The following is a 16,526-nucleotide window of genomic DNA, read 5'->3' as shown; positions in this document are numbered from 1 at the left end:
ACACGTGAAAGAAATGAGGTTGAGAAGCCTCAAGCGAGCGCTGACATCTGGCAGTCGACACCGGCCTGTACGTTGTCCACGACGGGCTGGCTTTCCGCCAGCGAACCAGATTGCACTGCCGAGGAGGACTTCGATGCCGCCGGAGCGCCTGCCCAGAGAGGAATCAAGGGACGTGGCAGTGCGACAAGAAGACTGGGGCACTTGGCAGGAGGCCGACCGGCCGCGCCTTCAAGAGGGTCGCCCAGGTGCCACGTCTCGACAATGGCGATGTCGGCCTGGTCGAGAAGATCAAAGGCCAAGCCCCTGCGCTGGACAGGTCCCTGTGCTCGCATGGTGGCGACGGCCTCGGGCTTAAGAGGCGCGCGCACTCCCGCAACGCCTGTCGCCAGCTCGTTTGACCTTTTTGCAAGGATCTCCACAAGCGCTTCCTCCCAGAAACTGGGAAGATTTCACCTCGCGAAGACTTGTAGCGCAATCACCAATTTGGTTTAAATCGCCAAGATCGAGGGATGGTCTCCACTGCGAGGGCAGTCTGCGCGTCGTCGGTATAGCAGCACCAGATCGCACGGGGTTACCGCATCACGAGCTGAGGCGCTAGGCGTACAACCCGTCGATCATCCCCGCGTACTTCGACTCGATCACGCGCCGGCGCAGGCGCAGCTGGGGCGTGAGTTCCTCGTCGTGTCCGCCCAGCAGCCGGGGCAGGATGGCGAAGCGATGGATGCGCCGGGCCGCGGGCAGGCCTGCGTTGAGCGCTTCCAACTGCTGCGCGATCAGCTGCTGGATCTCCGGCTGCGCGACCAGCTGCGCATAGTCGGTGTAGGGCACGTGGTGGTCCTGCGCGTACTTGAACACCCGCTCGGGCTCCAGCGCCAGCACGCAGGTGCAATGCGCGCGCCGGGCGCGCACCAGCATCGCATCCGACACATAGGCGTTGGCGCGCAGCAGGCGCTCGAGCTCGTCGGCCACCAGCGTGTCGCCGGGCGCGGCCTCGATGCGCTCGCTGCGCCGCCCGAGGATGCGCAGGCGGCCGTCGGCCTGCACGGTGCCGAGGTCGCCGGTGGCGAACCAGCCCTCGGCCGTGGCCTCGCGCCGCTGCAGCGCGCCGGCCGACCAGTAGCCCGCCAGCACGGCCGGCCCCCGAAGCAGGATCTCGCCGTCGGCGGCCAGCCGCACCTCGGTGCGCGGCGCCGGGGGCGCGCCCTCGGCCTGCAGCCAGACCATGCCGCAGGCTTCCGCCAGCCCGTAGACCTCGGCCAGCGGCAGGCCCAGCGCGGTGTACCACTGCACCAGCGGCTCGGACAGCGAGGCGGTGCTCACCAGCGCGAGCCGCGCGCGCGCCAGGCCCAGCGAGGCGCGCACGCGCCGCAGCGCGGTGCGGCCGATCCAGCCGGGGCGCCGGGCCGCCACGCTGCGGCGGTAGAACCGCTGGAAGGCGGGCCGGGTGTCGCCCGCGAGGATGTCGGTGCGCGCATGCAGCCGCTCCCAGAAGCGCGGCGGCCCCGAGACCCAGTGCGGTGCGGCTTCGCGCAGATCGTTGAACACCGTGCCCGGGCTTTCGGCGAAGTGCACCACACCGCCCGCCACCAGCGGGATGCCGGTGGCCAGCAACCGCTCGTCGGCCTGCGCCAGCGGCGCGAAGGACAGCGAGTGGTCGCCGGCCTGCGCACCCAGGCCGGCCTGCAGGGCCTGCACCTGGTGCAGCAGCGCCCGCTGCGTCACGGCCGCGAGCCGCGCGGGCGCGCTGGTGCCCGCGGTGCCGATCAGCGCCGCGACCTGCGCGCCGGTGCCGGCCGCGATGCGGGCCTCGAACAGCGCGGTGTCCGGGTGTTGACGGCCCTGCTGCAACAGCGCGGCATAGGTGCCCACGGCCGGGTCGGCCAGCCCGCGCAGGCCGCGGTCGTCGATCACGCAGATGCGGCGCAGCGCCGGGCAGCGGCCGCGCGCCTGCAGGGCCTTCATCAGCTGCTCGGCGTTCTCCACCAGCAGCACGCGCGTGCCGGCCTCGTGCAGCGCATGCGCGACCTCTTCGTCGGAGCTCGAGGGGTAGAGGCCGTGGCTCACGAAACCCATGGCCTGCGCGGCCAGGTCCATGCAGAGCCACTCGGGGCGGTTGTGCGAGAGGATCGATACCACCTCGCCCGGCTGCAGCCCGGCCGCGTCGAGCGCCAGGCCGAGCGCGCGCGCCTCGTCGAAGTAGCGGCCCCAGTCCATGGTGGTCCAGATGCCCAGCCGCTTGTGGCGCAGCGCGGGCTGCGCGGCCCACTGCGTGCAGCGCTGGCGCCACCACTGCGGCAGCGTGGCGACGCCGTGGGGCAGTGCGTGGTCGGCCATGGCGCTCACGCGCTCTTCGCCGGATCGAGGACGCCCGAGCGGCCGATCCACTGGCCCTTGACCACCTGCTCGACCTGGATCCACTCGGGGTCGACGTGGCCGTTGCTGTAGTGCTGCGCATCGTAGGAAGACAGGCCGCGGTACTTCGAGGCCTGCAGCGCCTTCACCAGGCTGTCGGTGCTGAGCGCGCGGCCGGCCGCCTCCACGCCCTGGAAGAACCATGACGCGTAGTCGTAGAAGGCCAGTGAGATGTCCTGCGGCTCGAGCTTGAAGCGCTTGCGGTAGCTGTCGGCCCAGGTCTTCTCGGCGGCCGAGACCTGGTCCGCCGGCGTGATGCGCCAGGTGCCGATGCCGTAGAGCCCCTCGACCGAGGCCTTGCCCAGCGTGGCCGTGAGTTCGGCGCGGCCCGGGCTGGAGGTCAGCACGTTGACGTCGGTCCAGCCCAGCTTCTTCACCTCGGCCGCCACCGCGATCGTCTCGCGCGTGGTGGTGGCGGCCACGATCAGGTCGGCGCCCGCAGCCTTCATGCGCGCCACCTGCGAGGAGAAGTCGATGTCGCCGACCTTGTAGCTGGCTTCGGCCACCAGCGTGAGCTTGCGGGCCTGCAGCGCGCTCTTCACGCCCTTGCCCACGAGGTCGCCGAAGGGGCCTTCCTGGTAGATGAAGCCGACCTTCTTGCTGCCCAGGTTCTCCACCGCCCAGCGGATGCCGGCGGCGGTGCTGGTGTCGTAGTGGATGTTGTTGGTGAACAGCAGCGGCGAGTTGCCCGCGGCCTGGCGCACCAGCGCGGAGGCGGCATAGGGCGCGAAGCAGACGATGCCCGCGTCGACCAGCTTCTTGGCCGTGGCCACGGTCGGGCCCGAGCCGAAGGGGCACAGCATCGCGAAGATCTCGTCGCGCCGGATCAGCTTGTCCACCGCGCGCACCGCCTGCGAGGCCTGGCTCGCGTTGTCCTCGATCACGAAGCGGATCTTGCGGCCGTGCAGGCCGCCGGCCTCGTTGAGCTCGTCGACCCGCATCTGCAGGCCGTTGCGGATCGGCGGCGCCGCCACCGACACCGGCCCCGAGAGGTCCAGGTGCGTGCCGATCACGATCTCCTTGTCGGAAATGCCGCCGGCGCGCGCGGGAAGCGCAAGGAAGGCCGGTGCGAGCCCGGCCAGGCCCGAGCTCAGGAGGGTTCTGCGGCGAAGGGTCATGCGTGTCTCCAGTGGATGTTGAAAGTGATGCGTCGCGTGTTCGTCGTCAATGCCAGCTCAGGCTGCGCCGCGGCGGGCGCACGCCGCCCGCGGTGCCGTGCGCCACGTGCGCCACCGCGTGGCCGAGGTAGAAGCGCTGGACGTCGTCGCGCGCGCTCAGCTCGGCGCAACGGCCGGCCGCGACCACGCGGCCCAGCTCGACGATGTAGCCGTCGTCGGCCGAGGCCAGCGCGATGGCGGCGTTCTGTTCCACCACCAGCACGGCGGTGTGGGTCTCGGCGCTGATGCGCCGGACGATGCCGAAGATCTCCTTGGTGAACAGCGGCGACAGGCCCAGCGAGGGCTCGTCGAGCAGCAGCAGCCGGGGCTGGGCCATGAAGGCGCGGCCGATGGCCACCATCTGCTGCTCGCCGCCCGAGAGCAGGCCCGCGCGCTGCCGGCGGCGCTCGCGCAGCCGCGGGAACCAGTCGTAGACGCGCTCGAGGTCGCGCGCGATGCCTTCGCGCGGGCGCCGCGCGAAGGCGCCCATGCGCAGGTTCTCCTCCACCGTGAGGAAGGGAAAGAGCTGGCGGCCTTCGGGCACCAGCACCACGCCGGCGCGGCAGACCGCGTCGGCATCGAGGCCGTCGATGCGCCGGCCGTCGAAGTGCACGCTGCCGCGCGCCGGGTCGATCACGCCCGCGATGGTGTTGAGCAGCGTGGTCTTGCCCGCGCCGTTGGCGCCCAGCACCGCCACGATGCGGCCGGCCTGGACCTCGAGGCTCACGCCCCGGATGGCGTTGACCGGGCCGTACCAGGTCTCGATGTTGCGCACGGAAAGCAGCGTGTCCACGGTTCAGGTCCCCAGGTAGGCCGCGATCACGCGCGGATCGGACTGCACTTCGGCCGGCGTGCCCGTCATCAGCACCTGGCCCTGTTCCATCACGAGCACGCGGTCGGCCACGGCCGAGACCAGCGACATGTCGTGCTCGACCATCACCACCGTGATGCCGAGTTCGTTCTGGATGTCCTCGATCCAGTAGGCGAGCTCGCGCGTTTCCTCCGGGTTGAGGCCGGAGGCCGGCTCGTCGAGCAGCAGCAGCGAAGGCTCGGCCGCGAGCGCCCGGCCGAGCTCGACGATCTTGCGGATGCCGTAGGGCAGGCCCGCCACCGGGCTCATGCGGTAGGGCGTGAGCGCGAGGAAGTCGATCACCTGCTCGACGCGTTCGCGGCTCAGGAGTTCGGCGCGCTGCACCGACGGCAGGTTGAGCATCTGCGAGAACACGTTGCCGTGCGGCGCGCGGTGCCGGCCCAGCAGCAGGTTCTCGAGCACGGTCGCGCCCTCGAACAGCTCGATGTTCTGGAAGGTGCGCGCCACGCCGCGCCGCACGATGTCGTGGCGCGCCACGCGCGTGATGTCCTGGCCGGCCACGCGGATGCGGCCGCTGCTGGCGTCGAACACGCGCGTGACCAGGTTGAAGACCGAGGTCTTGCCCGCGCCATTGGGGCCGATGATCGCGAACACCTCGCCGCGCTGCACCGAGAAGTGCACGTCGCGCACCGCCTTCACGCCGCCGAAGGACAGGCTCAGGCCGTCGACCTCGAGCAGCGGCTCGGCCGCGGCATCGCGGATCGCGGCCGATTCGGGAATGCTCAGCGCCTTCATGCGCGCTCCGATCGCATGTAGGCCTTGGCGCGCTTGGCGCTGGCGGTGCGCAGGAAGGGGAAGTCGCGCGCCAGCGCGCGGATGCGCATCCAGCGCCCGTTGAGGCCCGTGGGCTCGAGCAGCACGAAGAAGGTCAGCACCGCGCCGTAGACGAAGAGCTCCAGCCCGAACTGGTCGGCGATGCGCGAAGGCAGCGCGCCCTTGAGCAGCGAGATCAGCGAAGGCAGCAGGCCGATCAGCAGCGCGCCGAGGATCGCGCCGCGCAGGCTGCCCATGCCGCCGATGAACACCATCAGCACCAGCTGCAGCGACAGCGCCAGGCCGAAGCTCTCGGGCGTGATGAACTGGATCTGGTGCGCCATCAGCGCGCCCGCGATGCCGCTGATGCCGGCCGACAGCACGAAGGCCGTGACCTTGGTGCGCGCCACGTGGATGCCCAGGCCCTGGGCCGCGGCCTCGGAGTCGCGCACGCCCACGAAGGAGCGGCCGATGGACGAGCGCATCAGGTTGAGCAGCCCCAGCAGCACCGCCACCAGCAGCGCCAGGCAGAGGAAGTAGAAGGCGCGCGGCCCGCCCAGGCTGAAGCCGAACAGCAGCGGCTCGGGCACCGCCAGGCCGCTGTGGCCGCCGGTCACGCCCTTCCAGCGGCCGATCACGTGCTCGGTCACGATGGCGAAGGCCAGCGTCACCACCGACAGGTGCAGCCCCGACACGCGGATGGCCGGCAGGCCGATCGCCAGCCCGGCCAGCGCCGCCACGCAGGCCGCGCCCAGCAGCGAGAGCGGCAGCGGCACGCCGGCCGTGAGCAGCAGCGCATGCACGTAGGCGCCCAGGCCGATGAAGGCCGATTGCCCCAGCGACACCTGGCCGGTGAAGCCGGTGAGCGTCATCAGGCCCAGGCTGGCGATGCAGAGGATGAAGACGAAGGCGACCTCGCCCACGTAGAAGGTCGGCAGCAGCAAGGGGGCGGCGAGCAGCACCACGGCGAGCGCCAGGTAGGCCAGGCGGCCCGGCAGCGTGGGCAGCAGCCGGCGGCCCTGGCGGTAGTCGGTTTCGTAGCGCATGGTGGTCAGACCCTCCGGCCGTGGGCTTCGCCCAGCAGCCCCTTGGGGAAGAACACCAGCACCGCGATCAGCACCAGGTAGGGCATGACGTCCTTGAAGCCGTCGGGCAGGTAGACGCCCGAGAACTGCTCGATCAGCCCGATCAGCAGGCCGCCGACGATGGCGCCGGGCACGCTGCCGAAGCCGCCCAGCACCAGCGCCGAGAAGGCCTTGAGCATCACGAACCAGAGGCTCAGGTCGACCAGCGAGATCGGCGCGAGCAGCAGCCCGCACAGCGCCGCGATGGCGCCCGAGATGGCCCACACCAGCGAGTTGAGCCGCTTCACGCGCACGCCGCTGAGGTAGGCCGCGAGCTGGTTCTGCGAGGCGGCCTGGATCGCCACGCCAAGCGAGGTGCGCGCCATGAAGACGAACAGCAGCGCGGTCACGGCCAGCGCGGCCGCGACGATCACCAGGTTGAGGTCGGCCACCACCGCGCCGCCGAAGCGCGTGGTCTGGCCGGTCCAGGGCGTGTCGTAGGTGCGCGAGTCGGGGCCGAACACCATGCTCACGCCGCCGCGGATCATGAAGCCGATGCCGATGGTCAGCATCACGCCGGCGAACTGCGGCTGGCCGACGATCACGCGCATCACGCGGGCCTCGAGCAAATACGAGAACAGCGCGATGACCAGCACCACCAGCGGCAGCACGGCCCAGAAGGGCAGGCCCACGCCCTCGATCAGCCACCAGCCGAGGAAGGCCGACAGCATCAGGATGTCGCCGTGCGCGAAGTTCAGCACCTCGGTGGCCTTGTAGCCCAGCACCAGGCCGAGCGCGACGAGGCTGTAGATGGCGCCGGTCGACGCACCCTGCAGGCCCAGTTGAAACAACTGCGAAGTGTCCAAAGCGTGTGCACCCTTCTATGAAAAACGTTGGTTAACCAAACGATCGACAGACTATAGATTCGGCCGAAGCGCGCGGTCAACGGCGCGCGTCGCGTATTCGCTAGGGGTATGCCCTAGACGCGGAAGGTGGGGAGGCGGTGTTCCCGCGCGCGGTGTGCGCGCGGGTTTTCTTCGACGCTCCGGGCGATGGCTGGGCCGCGCCGGAAGGGGTCGGGCCCGGCCGGCGTGGGCCTAGAAGCGGTAGCCCAGCTTGACCCAGACGCTGCGCGGCGTGCCTTCGGTGTAGCCGTTGTAGCCGCCCAGGCCGCTGTCGTAGCGCTTGTTGCCGAGGTTCTCGACGTTGACCGAGGCGCTGAGCTGCCGGCTGAACTCGTAGCGCGCCATCAGGCCGACCAGCGTCAGGCCGCCCTGCGTGGCCCGGCCGAGGCCGTAGTACTCGTCGTAGTAGATGCCGCTCTGGTAGCTCAGGCTGCCGCCCACGGTGAGCCGCTGCCAGTCGCCAGGCAGCCGGTAGCTGGTCGCGATGCGCAGCAGGCGGCGCGGCAAGGAGGTGTTGAGCAGCAGCGCGTCCGCGTCCCGCTTGGCGTGGTACGTGTAGCCGCCCATGAGCTGCCAGCCGCGCGCGAGCTCGCCCGACACGGTGGCCTCGAAGCCCTTGCTGCGCGCGCCCCGCACGGCCCGCGAGGGAATGGTGCCGTCGGGCAGCGGCGCGGCGCCATCGAGGGTCACCGCCAGGTTGTCCTCCTGCGTGCGGAAGACGGCGAAGCCGGTGTTGAGCTTGCCGTCCAGGTGCTCGCTCTTGACGCCCACTTCGACATTGCGGCCACGCCGCGGCGCGAGCACGCTGTTGTTCACGTCCTTGGCGGTGTTGGGCTGGAAGATGTCGGTATAGCTCGCGTAGACCGAGAAGGCCTTGCTCAGGTCGTAGACGACGCCGAAGTAGGGCGTGAACACGCCGTTGGCCCGGTCCTGCGGCGCGCGGGCGGTGCTGGCGACGCCGTCGGTCCATTCGGTCGAGAAGCCCGCATTGCGCCACCAGCTGAGCCGGCCGCCGACGATGACCGACAGGTCGTCGGTCGGCCGCAGCCGGGTCGATCCGTAGAGGCCCCGCTGTTCGGTCTGCTCGCCGAAGCGCAGCACCGGGTAGATGAAGTCCGGCCGCACCGAGGCCGCCAGGTTGCCGAGCGTGATCGCCTCCTGGTCCTGGCTTTGCGGCACCGAGCTGTTGGCGGTCACCGCGTAGGTGTAGCGGTTCAGGTTCAGACCGAAGCTGGCCTGGTGCGTGCGGCCGAACAGTTCGAAGGGTCCGGTGGCGTGCAGGTCGAAGGACTTGTTGCGGCCCTCCGCCGGGTTGTCGCCACGGTCGAGCACGCCTTCCTGCGTGACCGGATCGAAGGACGAGGGATAGAGCCAAAGGTCGCCGCCCGCGCGGTCGCGCCGGTTCTTCACCGTCGCCGCCTCGGCCTTGACGCGCCAGCCATTGGCCAGCCGGTGCTCGAGGTTCAGGAACAGGCGGTCGGTGCGCATGTCCCAGTGGCTCCAGGGCGCGCTCGAGTTGAAGGACACCGGCAGGTGCGTGCGCGAGCCGTCGGTGTAGAACAGCGGCGTCTGGCCGAAGTTGGCGCCCTGGATCGCGGTCTTCTGGTATTCATAGCCCAGCGCCACCGTGGTGTCGGGCGATGCATCGATCTCGACGATGCCGTAGAGCAGGTCCTCGCGGCGCTTCTTGTACGCGGTGAAGGTGTCGCCGTCGGAATGCGAGGTCACCACGCGGCCGCGCACCGTGCCCGCCGCGTTGAGCTTGCCGCCGATGTCGGCCTCGGCGCCGTAGCGGTTCCACGAGCCGGCGCCGATCGACACGCTGCCCGCGAACTCCGGGGTCGGCCGCTTGCGCACCAGGTTGATCGAACCGCCGGGCGTGCCCACGCCGTTGAGCAGGCCGGCCGCGCCGCGGACGACCTCGACGCGGTCGTAGATCGCGGTGCCGACCATGCTCGGTTCGCCGGCCACGCTGTTGAAGGCCAGCGTGGGAATGCCGTCGAGCATGGTGCTCAGGTCGAAGCCGCGCGACGAGTAGGTCACGCGCTCGTCGATCCGGTCGGCCACGATGCCGGGCGTCTGCCGCAGCACGTCGTTGAGCGTGACCAGGTGCTGCTCGTCCATCTGCTGGCGCGTGACCACGCTGACCGATTGCGGCGTCTGGCGCAGCGACAGGTCCATGCGCGTGCCGGCACCGGTGATGCGCGTGGTGTAGGCGCCCGTGCCCTCGGTCGTGCCGTCGATGCCGGCCTGCGCCGTCACGTTCACCTGCGGCAGGGTGGCGCGATCGGCCGCCGCGGCCGCGGCGCGCTGGATCGTCACCTGCGAGGCGCCGCTGCGCACCGCGACCAGGCCGCTGCCGCCCAGCATCCGGTCGAGCGCCTGCTGCACCGTGAGGCGGCCCGCGAGCGCGGGCGAGCGCAGGCCGCTCAGCACCTCGCCGGCGGCGAAGACCTGGAGGCCGGTCTGGCGCGAGAGCGCCTGCAGGGCCGAGGCCAGCGGCTGGGCCGGCAGTTCGAGGTCGAACACCGCGGCCGTCAGTTCGGGGGCCTGGGCCGCGGCCGCGCCGTGCCAGCCGGCGAGGGGAAGGCCGAAGGCGGTGGCGAGCGCGGCGCTCAGCAGGCGCTGACGCGGCGAGGAAAAAAACAGGCGAGGCATGGATCGGGGCTCCGGTAGGGTCGATACAGCCAAGACGTTCGGGCGCGCGAAACGGAGACAGCCCCGTCGCAAGGCGCGTGCGGTGCGCGGGCGCTCAGCGCGGCTTGAGCACCACGCTGCCATCCGTCTGCGGTACGGCGGCCAGCGGCAGGATCGACGGCAAGGCCGCGAGCAGGCCCGCGGACTCGTTGCTTCGGAAGCGGCCCGACAGGCGCATCGCGTCGACGCGTGCGTCGGCCGTGACGATGGGCTGCGCGCGGTAGCTGTTGACCGTCGCCAGTGCCTCGCCCAGCGGCGTGTTCTCGAACACCAGCCAGCCCTCGCGCCAGGCCGCGAGCGCTGCGGTGTCGGCCTGCCGCACCGGTTCGGCGCGGCCCTCGCGGATCTCCAGCAGTTCGCCGCCGCGCAGCTCGATCACGCTGGCTCCGGCCGGTGCGCCCGGTGGCGCATGCAACTGGACGCGCACATGACCACGTTCGACCCCGATGCTGACCGGCCCGCCGCGGTCGCGCACGGTGAAGGCGGTGCCGACCACCTCGATGGTGGCCGCGCGGGTGTGGATCCAGAACGGGCGCTCGCGGTCGTGCGCGACCTCGAAGCGCACCTCGCCGCGCGCCATCGCGACCATTCGGCGCTGGCGGTAGAGCGTCACGTCGAGCTGGCTCTGCGGCGCCAGGTCGAGCCGGCTGCCGGGTGCGCCGTCGAGGCCGTCGGCCAGCATCACGCGCAGCGTCTGCGCAGTGCGCGTGGCATAGGCCGCCGCGAAGACCGGTTGCTGCCAGTACCACTGCACTCCGCGGCCCGCGGCCAGGCCGGCGCCCAGCAGGCCGGCCACCGAGAGCAGCAGCTTGCGTCGCTGCGCCCGCGCCGGGGCGAGCGGAGGGCGGGCGGGTTCGTCGAAGCGCGCGCGCAGGCCATCGGCCATGCCGCCGAGCGCGTCCCAGCGCGCGCGGGCCTCCTGGGCCGCCGCCGCATGTTCGGGGGATCGGCCGCACCACCGGTGTAGCGCCAGCCGGGCCTGCTGCGCGGCCTCGCCGGGCGCGATCTCGCTGTCGACGATCAGCGCCAGCGCGCCTTCGATCAGGCGCTCGTCCGGCGCGCGCATCGCCAGGCCGCGGCTCACGGGCGGTCTTCGGCCAGCGTCGCGTCGAAGCCGGCGCGGTGCGACACCACGGCGGGCTCGATCAGCTCCGCGCGCAAGGACGCGAAGACGCGCGAGCAGTCGAGGGTGGCGCGCAGCACATGCTTGGCCACGGCCATCTCGGTGATGTGCAGCCGCTGCGCGATCTCCGCGCGCGAGTGGCTGTAGGCGCGGAACAGCAGGAACACCTCGCGCCGGCGCGGCGGCAGCTGCTCCAGCGTCTGGACCACCCGCGCCAGCACCCGCTGCTGGGCCAGCAGGTATTCGCCCGAAGGCGCTGCGAGGTGGGTGCCGAGCACGGCCTGCGAACGGACCCATTCCTGCGCGACCTTGTGGCGGCGCGCCTCGTCGATGCAGAGGTTGCGGGCCACGCGGAACAGCAGGGCGCGGGGCGATTCGATGGCATCGCCCGCGAGGGTGTCGGCGCTCCCCGCCGGGCCGCGCCGGCCCGTGGCCTGCGCGTACACACGCTCGAAGCTGGATTGCGCGATGTCCGCCGCATGGTGCGGATCCCGCAGCTCGCGCGCGAGCTGCCGACGCAGGTCCGCACAGTGGACAACAAGTTCCTGGACGAGATCGCGCATCCGACCGTCTTCTCGCAAGCGTGGACCCTGCGCCCGGCCGAAGGGCGCCGCGTGATCCGGAGGGGTTGTAAATGGGAATTATTCTTATCAAAGTGTAGCACCGGGCCGTGGCGGCCTGGGCCTCGCCGCGGTGCGGCGTGCCTGCGCGGCACCCGGGCCGGGCATACTCGACCCGCCAACAACTTGCCTGAAATCTCTCCGAATGGACAAAGAAGTCGACGCCGCGGTGCTCGCGGTCATCAATGAAAAACGCCTGCTGGGCGACAAGCGCACACCGGTCGAGATCATCGCCAAGATGGGCGTGTTCGACGCGCGCCAGCAAGCCTCCGAATCCGCCTGGCTGGCGACAGGCGACAACGTGATCGCCACCATCTGGGCCGAGTTCGTCAGCGTGGGCGCGGGCGGGCGCTGGTTCTACCTCGAGTCGCTCGACGCACAGCAGCGCCTGGGCGGCAACGGTGAACGCACCGCGCTGCAGGTGCAGCGCGCCAAGGACCGCTTCAAGCTGCTCAAGCGCTCGCTCGACGCGGGCCAGTCCTTCCGCGCCGTGCTGCAGACCAACCGCGTGGCCATCGCCGACCTGGAAACCGACAAGGCCGCCAAGGTCTCGATGCGCGTGCCGGACGACGAGGAATGGCATGTCGCGAGCTGGGACGCCGACCTCAAGGTCGCGGTGCTGGTGCGCGGCCCGCGCGGCTGGCTGCCCAGCGACGACGAGATGAAGGCCGCCCGCGCGCGCGGCAGCGTGCCGCCGCCGGCACCGGTCGTCACGTCCGGCCCGATGTCGAGGGACGAGGTCCAGGCGGCCGCGATGGCCTACCTGGTCAAGCACTTCTCGAGCTATGGCTACAAGGCCGAGGACGTGGCGAGCCAGGGCCTGGGCTATGCGATCGAGGTGTCGGACAAGAAGGGCAACACGCTGCTCAAGCTGGCGGTCAAGGGCACGGCCCGCGGCGTGCCCAGCTTCCAGCTCGACAGCGTGGAACGCGCGGCCGCCCAGCGCGGCGACCCGTGGCGGCTGGCGGTGGTGATGGACATCGGCGGCCCCGCCGCCCAGCACAAGATCTACAAGCCCACCGAGATCGACAGCGCGCCGGGCCTCGAGCCCTTGCTGAGCTGAGGCTGCACCCTGCAAAAAGCCGCTGGCGCCTTGCGGGGCCAGCGGCTTTTTCGTGGGCGGGCCGGATCAGAAGTCGACCAGGCTCACACCGATGCTCAGCACCGTGCGCTTGCGGTTGTAGTCGACCAGCGTGTCGCCGTAGCCGTGGAACAGCTGGGTGTGGAAGCGCAGGTTGCTGGTGACCGGATTGCCGATGGCCTTGAACCATTCGAGGCGGATCGAGCCGCGGCCGCTGTCGCGCAGGTTGTTGCGCACGGTCATGCCGAAGGTGTTGTCGCGGTCGTAGTTCCAGCGGCCGGTGACCTCGGCACGGCCGATGTAGTCGGCGATGTCCGGGTTGTCGTCGCTGTCGGCGTTCTCCTTCCAGCGCTTCCAGATGCGGGCCGAGACCTGGAAGCGGTCGTCGAGCTCCATGCCGCCCATCAGGTAGGTGCGGTTCCAGCTGCGCGACAGCGGCAGGCTCTGGCCGTTGGACTGGTGCACGATGCCCACGCCCAGGTAGCGCCAGCGCCAGCCGAAGGGCAGCCGGAAGTCGGCCGGGTAGACGTACATCATCTCCGGCTCGTGGTCGGTGCTGCGGAAGGGGCGCGAGATCTCGCCGTTGAACAGCTGCCAGGTCGACTGCTGGGAGTAGGCGAACCAGAGCGAGTCCTTCTTCTGCGGATCGTTCGAGGTCAGCAGCCCCTGGGCCAGCTTGGTGCGCATCGACAGGCCCAGGCGCATCTCGTTGGCCTGGTAGTCCACGGCCGTGCCGGTGTGGTCGGCGGCGGGCGAGGTGGGCACGTCGGGCTTGTGCGTGGCGGCCGAGATCGACACGTTGAGCGGGCGGTAGCCGCGGAAGCCGAAGGTGCCGCAGTCGCTGCCCTCCTCCAGTTCCCAGAAGCGCGAGAAGGTCGAGTACTGGCGGTCGCGGCAGCCCTGCTCGGTGGCCACGGCCACCACGCGGGTCGCGGGGATGCTGGCATCGACCGGCGGCGCGGGCTGCGTGCTGGCGAGCACCGGCGGCGCGCTGGGCACGGCCGCGGCCGGCAGCGTCTGCTGCTGGGCCCAGCGGTCGAAGCAGGCCAGGCGCGCGTCCTTGCTGTCGGCCAGGCGCTGGCACTGCTGCCAGGTCAGCTGGTCGCTGGCGAGCGAGCTGGCCGGCTTGTCGGCCGGCTGTGCATGGGCCGCGCCCATGCCCGCCAGCAGCGCGGCCAGCGCGGCGCCGTGCCAGGTCGTCAGGGGGGACCGATCTTGCGCAGCACGAAGGGCTGCTCGCTGTCGTCGCTTGAATTTCGCCATGTTCCTTTGAACTCCTTGCCGCATGAGCCGGCCTGCATTTCGCCCGACCAGACTGCGCTGATGGCGCGGCCGTCCAGGGATTCGTCGAAGACCAGAAAGCCTTCGTCGCCGATGTCGCCCGACAGCTGGGCTGTCTGGTAGCCGCGCGTGATGGTGCCACGCACGCTGCCTTGGTATTCGGGATGTTCGGCCAATCGCACGTCGGCCGGCGCCGCGAGATTTCCGAAACGGGCCTCCCAGCGGCCGTAGAGCGCTTCGGGCGGCAGTTCGCCGGCGTTGGCCGGGCAGGCCTCGGTCGCATGCGCGGGCGCGCCCAGCAGGCCGGCGAACGTCACCAGCAGCCACAGCGATGCGATGCGGCGCTTCATCGGTCGGCGGCCGCAGCGGCGGCGGCCGCGGCGGCGTTGTCCTGCACCTTGCGCGCGAACTCGGCGCGCAGCGCCTTGAGCTTCTCGCGCGGGTCTTCCTTGATGGTGGTCTTGTCCAGGCCCATCTCGGCGATGAAGCGGCTGGGCTGGGTGGCGATCATCTCGCGGCCCTTCTTGCGTCGCTTGGTCCAGCTCACGGCCAGCGTGCGCTGGGCGCGCGTGATGCCCACGTACATCAGCCGGCGCTCTTCCTGCAGCCGCTGCAGCGTGTCGTCGCTGACCTTCTGCTGGCGGCCGTCGTCGTCGTCGAGCTTGAAGGGCAGCGTGCCCTCGTTCACACCGATCAGCAGCACGTGCGGCCATTCGAGGCCCTTGGAGGCATGCAGCGTCGACAGCGTCACCACGTTCTGGTCCTTCTCGCGCTCGCTGATGGTCGACAGCAGCGAGATGGTCTGCGCCACCTCGAGCAGGTTCTTGCGCTCGCTCTCGACGGTGGCGCCCGAGGTGTCGTCGATCTCGCCGCCGCAGCGCGCGGCCATCCAGTCGCAGAACTCGAGCACGTTGGTCCAGCGCGTGGCGGCCGCGCTCTCGCTGTCCTCGCCGTCGTAGAGATGCTGCTCGTAGCCGATCTCCTTGAGCCATTCGGTCATGAAGGCCCGCGCGGCTTCGGCGCCCACGGTGTGGCGCGCCTTGTATTCGAGGTCGTTGATGTAGCGGCCGAACTCGAGCAGGCCCTCGAGCGTGCGCTTGGGGATCACGCTGGGCAGCGAGGAACTGAACAGCGCGCCGAACAGGCTCAGCTTGTACTGGCTCGCGAAGGTGCCCAGCGAGGCCAGCGTGGTGTGGCCGATGCCGCGCTTGGGCGTGGTCACGGCGCGCAGGAAGGCCGGGTCGTCGTCGTTGTTGGTCCAGAGCCGGAACCAGCCGCAGAGGTCCTTGATCTCGGCGCGGTCGAAGAAGCTCTGGCCGCCCGAGACCTTGTAGGGGATCTGCGCCTTGCGCAGCGCCTGCTCGAAGACCCGCGCCATGTGGTTGGCGCGGTAGAGGATCGCGAAGTCGCGGAACTCCTTGTGCTGCTCACCCTGCGTCACCGCGGTGCCGGCGCGCAGGCTCACGATGCGGGCCACGGCGCGCTCGGCCTCGTGGGCCTCGTTGTCGGCGTCGACCACGCGCACCGGCTCGCCCTCGCCCAGTTCGCTGAACAGCGTCTTGGGGAACAGCTTGGGGTTGGGGCCGATCACGTTGTTGGCCGCGCGCAGGATCGCGCTGGTGGAGCGGTAGTTCTGCTCCAGCTTGATGACCTTGAGCTTCGGATAGTCGATCGGCAGCTTGCGCAGGTTGTCCAGCGTGGCGCCGCGCCAGCCGTAGATCGACTGGTCGTCGTCGCCCACGGCGGTGAAGTGGCCCTCGGTGCCGACCAGCGCCTTGAGCACCTCGTACTGCGTGGCGTTGGTGTCCTGGTACTCGTCGACCAGCACATGGCCCAGCGTGTTCTGCCATTTCTCGCGCACCGCCTCGTGCTCGCGCAGCAGCTTGAGCGGCATGCCGATCAGGTCGTCGAAATCCACGCTCTGGTAGGCCGTGAGCCGCTCCTCGTAGCGCGCCATGATCTGCGCCGTGATGCGCTCGTTGTCGTCGGCGGCGATGGCCTCGGCCTGGGCCGCGTTGAGGCCCATGTTCTTCCACTTGCTGATGGTCCACTGCCAGATGCGCGCGGTGGCGGTGTCGCTGCTGCCGCCCGCGTCCTTGAGGATCTTGGTGACGTCGTCGCTGTCGAGGATGCTGAAGGCCGGCTTCAGGCCCAGCACCGCGCCGTCCTCGCGCATCATGCGCACGCCCAGCGCGTGGAAGGTGCAGACCACCACATGCTTGGCGTCGCGCCCGATCAGCCCCTTGGCGCGCTCGCGCATCTCGGCGGCGGCCTTGTTGGTGAAGGTGATGGCGGCGATGCGCTTGGGCGCCATGCCTGCCTGGATCAGGCGGCCGATCTTGTGCGTGATGACGCGCGTCTTGCCGGAGCCTGCACCGGCCAGCACGAGGCAGGGACCATGCAGGTAGTTGACGGCTTCCTGCTGGGCGAGATTGAGACCGGAAGACATGCGGGCGTGAGCGGCGAGGAGGGCAGGCGCAAAGCGCGCAATGATACTGGCGCGCCGAAAAGCCCGGCCTTGACGGAACGCCTTCCGGCGTGCATGCGGATGGGTGTTCGTCG

The 16,526-nt window shown here is 70.4% G+C and carries 13 protein-coding genes; 1 reads left to right on the top strand and 12 read right to left on the bottom strand.

Annotation, left to right across the window (positions count from 1 at the left end; all coding sequences use genetic code 11):
• Positions 1-594 precede the first annotated feature (594 nt).
• From QTI20_RS25830 to QTI20_RS25790, 9 genes are all read right to left on the bottom strand, one after another.
• A complete protein-coding gene (locus QTI20_RS25830) occupies positions 595-2,334 on the bottom strand; it encodes an AMP-dependent synthetase/ligase (protein ID WP_286555595.1) in 1,740 nt (579 codons plus the stop codon).
• A 5-nt stretch (positions 2,335-2,339) separates the two neighbouring features.
• Complete coding sequence (locus QTI20_RS25825) at positions 2,340-3,530, bottom strand: ABC transporter substrate-binding protein (protein ID WP_286555596.1); 1,191 nt, start codon at positions 3,528-3,530, stop codon at positions 2,340-2,342.
• Positions 3,531-3,576: 46 nt separating this feature from the next.
• Entirely contained in the window at positions 3,577-4,362 is a 786-nt protein-coding gene (locus QTI20_RS25820) for an ABC transporter ATP-binding protein (protein ID WP_286555597.1), read from the bottom strand.
• A 3-nt stretch (positions 4,363-4,365) separates the two neighbouring features.
• Positions 4,366-5,175, bottom strand: coding sequence for an ABC transporter ATP-binding protein (locus tag QTI20_RS25815; protein WP_183027518.1), 810 nt, complete (start codon positions 5,173-5,175; stop codon positions 4,366-4,368).
• Positions 5,172-6,239 carry a branched-chain amino acid ABC transporter permease gene (locus tag QTI20_RS25810; protein ID WP_286555599.1) on the bottom strand — a complete coding sequence of 356 codons (1,068 nt, stop codon included), beginning with the start codon at positions 6,237-6,239 and terminating at the stop codon, positions 5,172-5,174. Before QTI20_RS25810 ends, QTI20_RS25815 begins: the two co-directional genes overlap by 4 nt.
• 5 nt (positions 6,240-6,244) lie before the next feature.
• Entirely contained in the window at positions 6,245-7,123 is an 879-nt protein-coding gene (locus QTI20_RS25805; RefSeq protein ID WP_183027516.1) for a branched-chain amino acid ABC transporter permease, read from the bottom strand.
• Between the two features lie 231 nt (positions 7,124-7,354).
• Positions 7,355-9,820, bottom strand: a complete 2,466-nt coding sequence (locus QTI20_RS25800; RefSeq protein ID WP_286555602.1) for a TonB-dependent siderophore receptor — start codon at positions 9,818-9,820, stop codon at positions 7,355-7,357.
• 94 nt (positions 9,821-9,914) lie between these two features.
• A complete protein-coding gene (locus QTI20_RS25795; RefSeq protein ID WP_286555603.1) occupies positions 9,915-10,943 on the bottom strand; it encodes a FecR family protein in 1,029 nt (342 codons plus the stop codon).
• Positions 10,940-11,545 (bottom strand): RNA polymerase sigma factor, encoded by a 606-nt coding sequence (locus QTI20_RS25790; protein ID WP_286555604.1) that lies wholly within the window; start codon positions 11,543-11,545, stop codon positions 10,940-10,942. Before QTI20_RS25790 ends, QTI20_RS25795 begins: the two co-directional genes overlap by 4 nt.
• 202 nt (positions 11,546-11,747) lie before the next feature.
• On the opposite strand from QTI20_RS25790, the gene QTI20_RS25785 reads away from it, so the two are divergent.
• Positions 11,748-12,665, top strand: a complete 918-nt coding sequence (locus QTI20_RS25785; RefSeq protein ID WP_286555605.1) for a protein NO VEIN domain-containing protein — start codon at positions 11,748-11,750, stop codon at positions 12,663-12,665.
• Positions 12,666-12,731: 66 nt separating this feature from the next.
• Here the strand turns inward: QTI20_RS25785 and QTI20_RS25780 are convergent, their stop codons facing one another.
• From QTI20_RS25780 to QTI20_RS25770, 3 genes are read right to left on the bottom strand one after another with little or no spacing between them, the layout of a single operon-like run.
• Positions 12,732-13,841, bottom strand: a complete 1,110-nt coding sequence (locus QTI20_RS25780) for a phospholipase A (RefSeq protein ID WP_286555669.1) — start codon at positions 13,839-13,841, stop codon at positions 12,732-12,734.
• A gap of 41 nt (positions 13,842-13,882) precedes the next feature.
• Complete coding sequence (locus QTI20_RS25775) at positions 13,883-14,314, bottom strand: hypothetical protein (RefSeq protein ID WP_286555607.1); 432 nt, start codon at positions 14,312-14,314, stop codon at positions 13,883-13,885.
• Positions 14,311-16,413, bottom strand: a complete 2,103-nt coding sequence (locus QTI20_RS25770; RefSeq protein WP_286555608.1) for an ATP-dependent helicase — start codon at positions 16,411-16,413, stop codon at positions 14,311-14,313. Before QTI20_RS25770 ends, QTI20_RS25775 begins: the two co-directional genes overlap by 4 nt.
• Between the last annotated feature and the right edge of the window lie 113 nt (positions 16,414-16,526).

This window comes from Variovorax sp. J2P1-31 (assembly GCF_030317215.1).
GTDB lineage: Bacteria > Pseudomonadota > Gammaproteobacteria > Burkholderiales > Burkholderiaceae_C > Variovorax.
Note: the sequence above shows the minus strand (reverse complement) of the source record. Positions and strands in the feature narration are given on the sequence as shown.